This is a genomic window from Lacticaseibacillus pantheris DSM 15945 = JCM 12539 = NBRC 106106 (genome assembly GCF_001591865.1).
GTDB lineage: Bacteria > Bacillota > Bacilli > Lactobacillales > Lactobacillaceae > Lacticaseibacillus > Lacticaseibacillus pantheris.
The window spans coordinates 1-10128 of record NZ_BCVS01000088.1 but is presented as its reverse complement, the minus strand read 5'-3'; the positions used below and the strand labels follow the sequence as shown (position 1 = coordinate 10128).

8 protein-coding genes are annotated in these 10128 nt (G+C 54.7%); 1 reads left to right on the top strand and 7 read right to left on the bottom strand.

The annotated features are described in order from the left end of the window. Window positions 1-223 precede the first annotated feature (223 nt). Complete coding sequence (locus LPA02S_RS08960; RefSeq protein WP_056956115.1) at window positions 224-1672, top strand: hypothetical protein; 1449 nt, start codon at window positions 224-226, stop codon at window positions 1670-1672. 87 nt (window positions 1673-1759) lie between these two features. Here LPA02S_RS08960 and LPA02S_RS08955 read toward each other — a convergent pair whose 3' ends face one another. From LPA02S_RS08955 to LPA02S_RS08925, 7 genes are all read right to left on the bottom strand, one after another. Continuing rightward, window positions 1760-2518: an SGNH/GDSL hydrolase family protein gene (locus tag LPA02S_RS08955; RefSeq protein WP_054651070.1), complete on the bottom strand. Its 759-nt coding sequence runs from the start codon at window positions 2516-2518 to the stop codon at window positions 1760-1762. 21 nt (window positions 2519-2539) lie between these two features. Next, a complete protein-coding gene (locus tag LPA02S_RS08950; RefSeq protein WP_056956116.1) occupies window positions 2540-2770 on the bottom strand; it encodes a cold-shock protein in 231 nt (76 codons plus the stop codon). Between the two features lie 391 nt (window positions 2771-3161). Continuing rightward, on the bottom strand, window positions 3162-5969 hold the full coding sequence (locus LPA02S_RS08945) for a cation-translocating P-type ATPase (RefSeq protein ID WP_056956117.1): 2808 nt from the start codon (window positions 5967-5969) through the stop codon (window positions 3162-3164). 267 nt (window positions 5970-6236) lie between these two features. Then, complete coding sequence (locus LPA02S_RS08940; protein ID WP_082405462.1) at window positions 6237-6935, bottom strand: TetR/AcrR family transcriptional regulator; 699 nt, start codon at window positions 6933-6935, stop codon at window positions 6237-6239. A gap of 81 nt (window positions 6936-7016) precedes the next feature. Continuing rightward, a complete protein-coding gene (locus tag LPA02S_RS08935) occupies window positions 7017-8189 on the bottom strand; it encodes an ABC transporter permease (protein ID WP_054651076.1) in 1173 nt (390 codons plus the stop codon). Then, a complete protein-coding gene (locus tag LPA02S_RS08930) occupies window positions 8189-8908 on the bottom strand; it encodes an ABC transporter ATP-binding protein (RefSeq protein ID WP_054651078.1) in 720 nt (239 codons plus the stop codon). The genes LPA02S_RS08935 and LPA02S_RS08930 overlap by 1 nt, the downstream gene beginning before the upstream one ends. A gap of 151 nt (window positions 8909-9059) precedes the next feature. Next, window positions 9060-9749 (bottom strand): TVP38/TMEM64 family protein, encoded by a 690-nt coding sequence (locus LPA02S_RS08925; protein ID WP_054651080.1) that lies wholly within the window; start codon window positions 9747-9749, stop codon window positions 9060-9062. Window positions 9750-10128 lie beyond the last annotated feature (379 nt).

The window sequence follows — 10128 nt, the reverse complement described above, 5'->3', positions numbered from 1 at the left end:
GGAGTACCCCACGAAAGCCGCAGCTCAGCGACCCGACCTACGCTGCCGCCAACCACTAACGTGGATTACTTCCCCAACCCAGGCCTCAGAACAACTAGGAAATTAACGCTGTTAATAACCACTTATTTGGACACTTATACATTTTTGCGTTAAAATTACATTAATTATTCGCTTGGAGAGCGATGATGATTATACAAATGGAGTTACAAGGGGGGTTGGGCGTATGGTTGCGTACGCATACCTGTTCGATAAACATGATCGACTTTGTCTAGAAATACTTGAACGGCTTAATACTAACCGGCACCACAACTTGTTACATAAAGCGCTGGCGGAGGAAATGCACCTCACACCCTACCAGGTCAATACCAACCTGGATTATATGAACATGATTCTCGCTAACATGAGTGACGCCCAAATCGAAAAGCGTGACGATGGTTCCTGGCAGGCAGTCGGCCTGAATGGCAACGTACTGAAGCGGATGACGGTTCAGTTGCTCGAGCAGTCGGTGGCCTTTAACGCGTTCAATTACTACCACTTCTATGATCAACGCGAAACGATTACCAGCTTCATTGAACGCCGCTACATCGTCCACGGCACCTTTGCCCGGGCCACCCGGGCCTTACGGCAACGGTGGGGGCACAACATGGGTCACGCCGGTAATTACTACGACGAGGCCGCCATTCGTTTGTACCTCCTCCAACTGTATTACGACGAGTACCACGGCGTCTGCGACCCCTTCCCGGAAATTGCGGAGCAGACCGCGGCCATCACGAACTGCGTGCAACAGTTTATCGATGGGCCACTCCTGCCCACTCAACTAACGCGGCTCAATATTTTTACGGGCGTTTGGCTGTTGCGGCAACAAAATCAGGGCATCATGACGTCCAAGATTTATCCCACTTTAACCATGGCTCCATTCGACAAACTCCGTATCCAGCTGCGTCAGTTGGGTGCGAACGTCAACGAAGCAGAGTTAAATTATTACTGCAATTTTTTGATTGCCCAAAAATACATTCCTTGTACCAACACCTCAACGGATGTCATCCTGCCAGTAGCCGGCTTGCTCACCAACGAGTTCCTGCAACTGGTGCGGCGGAACGATGCTATCAGCCTCTCACCCGTGGCAACCAAGCTGTTAACACGCCGGCTCACCCAAGTCCATCGTCAACTGACCAGCTTCATGCCTGCCGCCGCACAACGGGATAACGAAGAGCTACGACAATTCTTCATGCAACTGTACCCAGTATTCAATAACTTGGCCAATACGTTCATTGAACAAATTGAGCGCCACCCAGAAATCATTCTCACCGACAGCGCACGGGTTAACCTCTACTTCAGTTACGTTACCGCGCTCATTGATGTAAGCCAGGCGGGCACCAACACCCGACCGGTCAATATCTGCGTTGATTTTTCCGAAGACGCCCGCTTCAACCAGTACGTACTGACCGTTATGAACACCTTTGGCGGAAACGTTATCCGCGTTAAGCACGCACTCCGGCCAGAAACCGACATTTACGTTTCCGACTTCAAAGCACCCAACCTCAAAATGACGCAGGTCATCTGGCCTAATACGCCGACGCCCCATGACTGGGTCGAGCTGGCGCAAGATATCCGCAACTGTCAAAGCGACAATACAGGCAGCACGGCCACACAAAATCACCGCACGGCATAATTAATCGTCCCAACAAAATAGGCGCAAAGTCGTTACCACCCTTGATGATGGTAGCAGCCTTGCGCCTTGTTTTATGTTCGGTCACTGTTACTTTTGCGCTGCGACGGTTGGCTTAAGGACCGATTTAGCCACAAAGGTGAAGAAGTATTTCTGCCCCTTTGCGTTTGGGTGCACCGCGTCATCGTTGAACCAATCCTCATGTGACTGGGACTCAGCGTACCAGTTCACAAAGGTCAGGTTGCTATACTTGCGGGCCATTTTGCGCATCAGTGCGTTGTCGTCACTCTCCCACTCACGACCAACGGCATTCACGCCAACCCAGAAAATCCGGCGTTTGGCACCACAAATCTGCTCAATCTGGGCGACCAAATCGGCCGTGATGCGGCCGTTTGTACCCAGTTCGACAATCACGGTGTGCGCCAGTTGCCCTTGATCCGCCCATGCTGACAAAATGGCTGGGCCAGCGGTAGCCTGCCGACCCACCTGCGCGTCCAGGTTAATCTTGGGAAAGATTTCTTTGAACCCGTACTCGCTGCCGACGGTAAGTGAGTCGCCGACCATCGAAATCGGCATGTTGCGCGCGTACTGCGTCTCCGCATAGGTCAGCCCGTAACGTTCGTACTTCTCAAAGACGGGGTCAGCCGCACGTTCCTTTTGCAGTCGCTGTTTGTCGGCAGCAGTTGCCTGCTTACCAGCGCCCTTTTGAACCTGCGAAGACTTTGTGGCAGTCGCGGTCGAACTGGCGGGCGCCGTCGCGTGGTTAATCCACATGATACCCGCGATGACGACCACGATGGCAACCACTGCGGCCGCGCCAATGATCGCCCATTGCTGTGACTTTTTCAATACACCCTACCCCATAACTATTTATTCAAGCGGCCGCACGCGTGTCGCACGATACTGACCGGTAATGCCGTCAAAGCCGAATTCGCCCTCTTCGGCATCAAATTCAATCCGTTCGTCCTCATCGAGAAGGAAACGGTCAATGTCGGTGCCATCAATGGCGTGATACGGTAAAAAAACAACTTTGCCATCATCCGCATCAATGATACCCCGACCCAGACCGGGATCATACCAGCGCACCCTACCTAGTTGCATGTGCCCGCCCCCTTGCTTAATTCACCAACCTATCGATTCAGCAGCAAAGCCGCGGTAGGCATGGCCGCTAGTCCCGGATACATATATAAACCCGGATCGATTAGCATGTGAATAGATGTTCTACCCCATTATACTACTTACCGGCGTTGAGGACACATCATTTGTGGGCAAAAATATAACGTTGGCGGGTTGGGGCCCGGGGCCGCGAAGTGGTGGTGATGCTACGGCTTGGTGAACTGCTCCACAATGACCGCTGCTAGGGCGAAACCTCCAACCGGCAAGCCCCGCCGGTTTCCGGTGCGACTACAATTCTTCCAGACAAAAAAGTGCCCCTGCGCCACGACTTTGCGTCAGCGTAGAAGCACTTATTCTTTTCTTTATTGCGGGGCGATCATTCCACCTGCGTCGACGGCTGCCGCCCGCGCACAATCTTCTTACGTAATTCCTCAATGAAGAAGACTGGCAACGGGATGCAGACTAGGAAGACCCATTCTTGCCAGTGTAGCGGCCCAGTCTGGAACACATCCTGTAGAATCGGTGCGTGCATCAACGCAATCAAAATCAGGAATTCAACCACAATCCCGACGTTAATCTTGAAGTTCTTCCACAGCCCAATGCTGAAGACCGACGCATTGCGCGTCCGACAGTTCATAACGTTGGCCATCTGCACGAAGATCACGCACGCCAGCGTCATCGTCGTCGCCGTGATGTAGCCCTTGGTGCCATCCGCTGCCAACGCCACGCTCGGCCAGCCGTTCAGGTAGTTCACAAAGAAGTAACCACCTGCAGAAACCACGGCGCCAATCATCCCATACCAAGCAAACGCGCGCCATAGGACGTTCTTCGTCAGTAAGTGCGACGTCTGTGCACGCGGCGGTTCCTTCATAATGCCCGGTTCTGCCCGCTCAGCACCTAACCCCAAAGCCGGGATCATATCCGTTCCCAGGTCAATGGTCAGAATCTGCATAACGGTTAGCGGCAACGGAATCAACCCGCGGCTTAACAGGAACAGGACGGACGGAATCGCTTCACCCACGTTGGAGTTCAGAATGTAGGTCAGGAACTTCTGAATATTGCTGTAGACGGTGCGGCCTTCTTCAATCGCGGCCACAATCGACGCAAAGTTATCATCGGTGAGCACCATATCCGCCGCGTCTTTGGCAACATCGGTACCCGTAACCCCCATGGCCACACCAATGTTGGCTTTCTTCAGGGCTGGAGCATCGTTGACCCCATCACCAGTTGAGGCCACAATCTCGCCCATCTCTTGCAACGTGGACACAATTTTATACTTCTGTTCTGGAGCCACACGCGCAAAGATTAATTCTTCCTTGAACGCGGCCTTCAAATCGTCTTTGCTCATGTCCGCCAACTCAGTCCCCGTAATGACGCGGGCCTGGTTGCTCGACACAATCCCAATCTGGGCAGCGACGTTACGGGCAACCACCGGGCTGTCCCCCGTCACCATGATGATACGGATGGACGCGTCGTGACATTCCTTAACCGCCTGGAAGATTTCCGGACGGGCGGGGTCTGCCATTGCGGCCTGTCCGACCAGAATCAGGTTGGACTCGCACGTATCAACCGTTAAGTCGTCAAGGTTTGCCGGTACCTGATCCGCCGGGATGTCCCGGTAAGCCACGGCCAACGTCCGCAAACCGGACTCGGCATAATCCTGTTCCGCCTTTATGGCTGCCTTCTTATCGGCATCCGTGATTGGCCGAACCGTTTCACCTTTGTCCAACACATCAGAGCACTGGGACAACATATCACCCAGCGAACCCTTGACGTTAATGCGCAAACCGCCATCGGGCAATTTGTTCAAAGTCGACATGCGCTTCCGCACGGAGTCAAAGGTCAGTTCCTTGACCCGCGGCATCTGCTTGTTCAGCTCGTCGGCATTAACGCCACCCTTTTCGGCCATGATAATCATCGCGGCCTCGGTCGGCGTCCCCAGCAACTTGGGAGCTTCTTTGGGATCATTACCCTGCTGAACACGGGTATCGTTGTCAATTGCAGAAATCTCTAATAATGTCTTGAGTTCAGGTTCGTCTTCCAGGTGTACGTGGTGCCCACGGCGGAGAATCTTACCGTTGGCGACGTAGCCCGTCCCCTTCACGCCGTATTCGCGGAACGGCAGCCAAATATGGTTAACCGTCATCTGGTTTTGGGTCAGCGTCCCGGTCTTATCGGAACAAATCACCGTCGTCTCCCCCAGTGTTTCCACCGAGTTCAAGTCCTTGACCAGCGCGTGTTTCTTCGCCATCCGCTGCACACCCTGCGCGAGCGACAGCGTTACCGTTGGTAGCAGTCCTTCAGGAATAAACGCCACGATCATCCCCAGCGCAAAGATGAACGACTTGGCCACCGGATATTTAACCACAAAGATGGCCAGGACAAAGAAGAGAATCCCAATACCAATCGCGATGATTGACAGTTGCCGCGTCAGCCGGTTCAGCTCCAGCGTTAGCGGGCTGTCCTGGTGCGTCTGTTGCTGGGTCAACTGGGCAATCTTACCAAACTCGGTCGTCATCCCCGTGGCCAGCGCCACCGCGGTCCCGGTCCCGGCGCCCACGTTGGTGCCTTCATAGATCAGGTTAGCCTCGGCGAACTGGCCTTCACCAGGGTCGTAGTCCACACTCTTGCTTTCGGGCACGGACTCACCAGTCAAAGCCGACTGGTCAACCTGCATGGAGCTAGCCTGAATCAGCATGGCGTCCGCCGAAACGGCGTCGCCGGCCTGCAAATCAAAGACGTCGCCGGGCACCAGCTCGGTGGTCTCAATCTGCGTCAGTTGACCGTCCCGATGCACGTTCACGTACGTCGGCAACATTTTCATCAGCGAATCCGTTGCCTTTTGCGCGGCGTGTTCCTGCCAGAAACTGAACACACCATTAATGATGTTGACTGCCCAAATGGCAATCCCTAGCTCCATCATGCCAGCTACTACGGCGATAATACCGCCCACCCAGAGTAGCCAGGCCATCAGGCTAGTAAAGTTTTTCAGGAAGGCTTTTAGCTGAGATTGCTTTTTGCTCTTCTGTATCTCGTTGGGACCATACTGACGAAGCCGCTTAGCAGCCTCGTCACTGGTTAGGCCCGCAGCGCTAGTACCAAAGTCGTTATAGACCGACGCAACTGGTTCCTTCGCGTAGTCCTGCGGCGTCTTCTTGGCGTCACGCTGAACTTGTTCACTCATCTCAATGTCACCTCATCTAAAAGTGGTGCGCCGTGATGCCACAGCGTACGGAATCTTGGCTTGCGCCAAGTTGTGCGGTCCAGAACCACACGGTTGAACTATACAGCGGTATAACACAAGACGGCCACAAACTGCAACCAGCGGTGCGACCTTCGTCCCACCGCTGGTATTCATTTCGGTCAATCTGTAAGGTAATTTTAACACCATCAACGGTGAGTGAGGGCACCGCCAGTAAATAAAGTGACCAGTTACTCACTCGCACCGACTTTATGCATCCAGACCTGCAGATTCTGGATGCACAGCTAGACCATTGTAAATAGTTGTCTCCAGCACGTTTATATCCCGCATCGTGTCCACTGGTACGTCGGGGCTGACAAGGTAGCGCTGTAAGAAGTACACACCTAACTGACCGATAATCGTCCTGACAATATCGGCGGCTGTCATCTCGGGACGAACCTTGCCCGTCGCCTGCAGGTGCTGCATAATCTGCACGCCCCGTATCGCCGCACCGTTATCCTGGTTGGGGTTCATTAGTTTGCTGAGACCCTGCTGCCGCAAGTCGGCTTTTGTTAGCACCTGCGTCAACAAAATAATGACGGCGTCAGCGTTCACCTGCAAAAAGTGCAGCCGGTCGGTCACAATATAATTTACGATTGCTTGCAGGTCATCGCCTGCAGGAATACCCGCGATAAAGCTCGCCTGGTACAGCCCAAACATATTGTTCACAATCGGCTCGAGAATTGCCAGCAGCAACTCCCGCTTTGTTTTGAAGTACTTAAAGATGGTTGCCTGACTAATGCCGGCAGCATCCGCTATCTGCTGCGTGCTCGCCCCGTCGTACCCGTTGGCGGCAAACACTTCCAGGCCCGCCAGTAAGGCTTTGCGCTTGCCCGGTGGCATCGTTTGTTCACCTAACCACGCCCGGTAATCAACAAAGACGTTATCCGTCGACTCTTCCATTGCCATTACTCCTATCTCTCTACCTTCTCATCACCACAAACCGACCAACATTCCCCGCCGGCCGGTTTGTAATTACCACATATATAATTAAACTTTACGGTAACGTTTGAGGCCCACCACGTTCAGTGCGGCCAGCACCACCACGAAAATTACCAGGATGACCAGGTCGAGCCAGATGCTGCCCAAACCATCCCCGTTAAAGATGATAGCATTTTGCGCGTCCGCCGCGTAACGCAACGGGAAAATGTAGCTCACGTAGTCCAGCCACTTTGGTAGGGAATCCAGTGGGATCAGACCCGACAGAAAAATCTGCGGCACTATCACGATGGGAATAAACTGCATCATTTGAAATTCGGATGCTGCCAACGTGGATAGGAAGATGCCGGCGGCCAACGCCACGAACGAGACTAACACGTTCACCAGCACTACGTTGACGAGGCTGCCCACAATCTCGACGTTCAACAACCAGACGGTCGTAATCACAATCACGATTGTTTGCAGGAGCGCCAGAATTCCGTACGTTCCCAGGTAGCCAAGCACAATCTCGCTCCGCCGCACAGGGGTGGCCAGCACCCGGTCAAGTGTGCCCGTGGACCGTTCCTTGAGGAGGGCCATACCGGACACCAGGAAGACGAACAGAAAGACGAAGAACGCCATCATGATGGGCATGATTTTGTCAAAGTAGTTGGTGTTGCTGTCACCGTACACGTAGTGGTTGTGCACCTTGACCGCTTTGGTAGCCGTCTTCTTGGTCGGTGTAGCACTCGCCGACGTACTCCCGGCTGCACCCTGCTGGGCAGCGGCCTGGGCCTGCATCTTCGCCTGCAAAGTCGCGTTGGCCATTGCCAGCTTGGTGACCTGCTCACTGAGTTGTTTGAGCGTCGTGCTGGTCATGCTGCTCTGGAAGGCCATCTTGGTTACGCTCGTTTTGGTGGAATCCGTATTGGCGTAGGTGATGTCAAAGCGATTATCGCGTTCCTTAACGATGGCGTCCACTTTGCCAGACTTTAGTGCCGCCTTGGCGGAATGCGTGGTGGCGTACCGGTGCGTGCTAACGTGCTTGACGTCATTAAGCTGCGTGCGGAGGCTACTTTGCACCCCGACCGTGGCCACATCGACGTGCGTCGTGGAATTGACGGAGAACACGACACTCATCAACCACATCACCAGCACTGGCGCCACAAAGACAAGTGCAAGGGTTCGGGGATCCCGCACCAGTTCCTTGGCAATTCGCTTCATTAACTCAATTATTCGCCGCATTAGAGTTCACCTTCCGCCTTCAAAAATACTTCCTCGATCGTGTCCACGTTGTAGTCCGCCTCAAGTTTGGCCGGGGCGTCAAACGCCATGACTTTGCCACCCAGCAGCAACGCCACGCGGTCACACTTCTCCGCCTCATCCATCACGTGCGTCGTGATGAGGACGCTACTGCCCGCCTGGACGGCCCGCCGCAGCTCTTCCCAAATGCGGATGCGCAGAGCCGGGTCAATCCCGACGGTGGGCTCGTCGAGAACGAGTAGCCGGGGTGAATGCAGTAAGGCAATTGCTAAGGACAGGCGCCGCATCATCCCACCGGAGTAGCCCGAGACGCGCTTGCCGAGGTCACCGGTAAGGTCTACCACCTGCGCCACCCGGTCGATCTCAGCGCCAAGCGTATCCTTGGGTAGCCCCTTCATCACCGCGAAGAACTCGAGGTTCTCACGGCCAGTCAGTGTGGTGTACAAGGCGTCGGACTGGGCCATGTAACCGATTTGCCCGAGCAGGACGCGGTTAGGCATCTCCGCGCCGTATACTTTGGCGCTACCGCTATCGGCGAATTCCATACCCAAAGTCGTCTTGATGACCGTTGACTTACCCGCACCAGAGGGGCCAATGAGCCCCAAAATTTCGCCTGATTGTAGGTCCAGGTCAACACCGTTGAGCACGGTTTGCTGCCCAAACCGCTTTGTTAATCCTTGCAATGTAATCACGTCTGCCATGCCATTGCCTCCTCAAATTCTTTCGGTGAGTAATCACTCACTCACCTGACGTAAAAGAGAATACAACGAAATTAATTGGCGGTCAAGTCGGAAATAAAAATTAGTCAAAAAAGCCATCCCTCAGAAAATCAGGACGGCAATTACACATATTCTATCTAGAATTACTACTGTCACGTCGGCGAACGCGGGTGATTGCCCAGGCGAAGGCCGCCGCAATAATGGCAACCACGAGTACGGTCACGATTACGGGCCACTGCCCGCTTGTAACCAGATCACCACCAAAGGCGTAGACGAACGCGATGGCGCTGGAACCAACAATACAAGACGCGACGTAGCGCCGCCGCGAAATAACCACCTCGTTGGCTGCCACGTTAACGAGCATCGTCGGAATCATGGGCACCGCGTAGCCCACGGCCAGCCCCAACTCGGGCCAGCGGGCGCTAGTCAGTAGCCGGTACAGCCAGGTATCGGGCGGTTGTCGACGCCTTTGCACCCGGCCGAAGAGGTAGTATTGCAGCATGTTACCGCAGCTCATCCCCACGGCGTCGACGAGGAACCCCCGCCAGTGGCCGAAACACACGCCGGCGAAGAACGCGAGCACGGCGATGGGTACACCGGGGATGTTGTTCACGATGACGAGGAGCAAGGCAAAGATGAAGAGGTCGATGGGCCCAAGTGAGCGCATGGCTAGCAGCCATACCTTGTAATGCCGCGCAGAGCGCCAAAGGTCTGTGAGCTCGTCCCAGTAACGAATACCGAGAATCAGCACCAGTACGATGGCCACCACCAACAGTATGGTCCGGGCGCGCCGACTTTGCCAATCCGTTTCTAACCACCGCATACCCGCACCTCCTTTACGTCGCCAACCCAGCACTTCGCTAGGTGAGTCCATGCTCACCCAACACCAACGGAATGATAATACGGCACCACGGTTGGGGTGTCAACACTGCGCTGCAGGGTTTGTGCAGGCAAAGTGGAGGTGGGGTTGCGGCTTTGTGAACCGCTCCGTGGATTGCGGCAGTAGTGGCCGCCGACAGCGTCGGTCGGACCGGTGAGCGGAGGCGTGTGGGGTCGGAGTGGTAATCACTGCCACTACCTATCGGGAACCCGCGGGCGTGGTTTGGGGTGGAGGCGTCGTGTCCGGAGACGTGGTTGCTGCGACCCCGGAGCGCCGTAGGAACGCAGTGACGTACGGCGGCAGATAATTGAGATTGAGCGTA

Bases quoted from the DNA above. Each gene is read 5' to 3' on its own strand.
- LPA02S_RS08960 (WP_056956115.1), top strand. From the start codon at position 224: ATGGTTGCGTACGCATACCTGTTCGATAAACATGATCGACTTTGTCTA.
- LPA02S_RS08950 (WP_056956116.1), bottom strand. From the start codon at position 2,770: ATGCAACTAGGTAGGGTGCGCTGGTATGATCCCGGTCTGGGTCGGGGT.
- LPA02S_RS08945 (WP_056956117.1), bottom strand. From the start codon at position 5,969: ATGAGTGAACAAGTTCAGCGTGACGCCAAGAAGACGCCGCAGGACTAC.
- LPA02S_RS08940 (WP_082405462.1), bottom strand. From the start codon at position 6,935: ATGGCAATGGAAGAGTCGACGGATAACGTCTTTGTTGATTACCGGGCG.
- LPA02S_RS08935 (WP_054651076.1), bottom strand. From the start codon at position 8,189: ATGCGGCGAATAATTGAGTTAATGAAGCGAATTGCCAAGGAACTGGTG.
- LPA02S_RS08930 (WP_054651078.1), bottom strand. From the start codon at position 8,908: ATGGCAGACGTGATTACATTGCAAGGATTAACAAAGCGGTTTGGGCAG.
- LPA02S_RS08925 (WP_054651080.1), bottom strand. From the start codon at position 9,749: ATGCGGTGGTTAGAAACGGATTGGCAAAGTCGGCGCGCCCGGACCATA.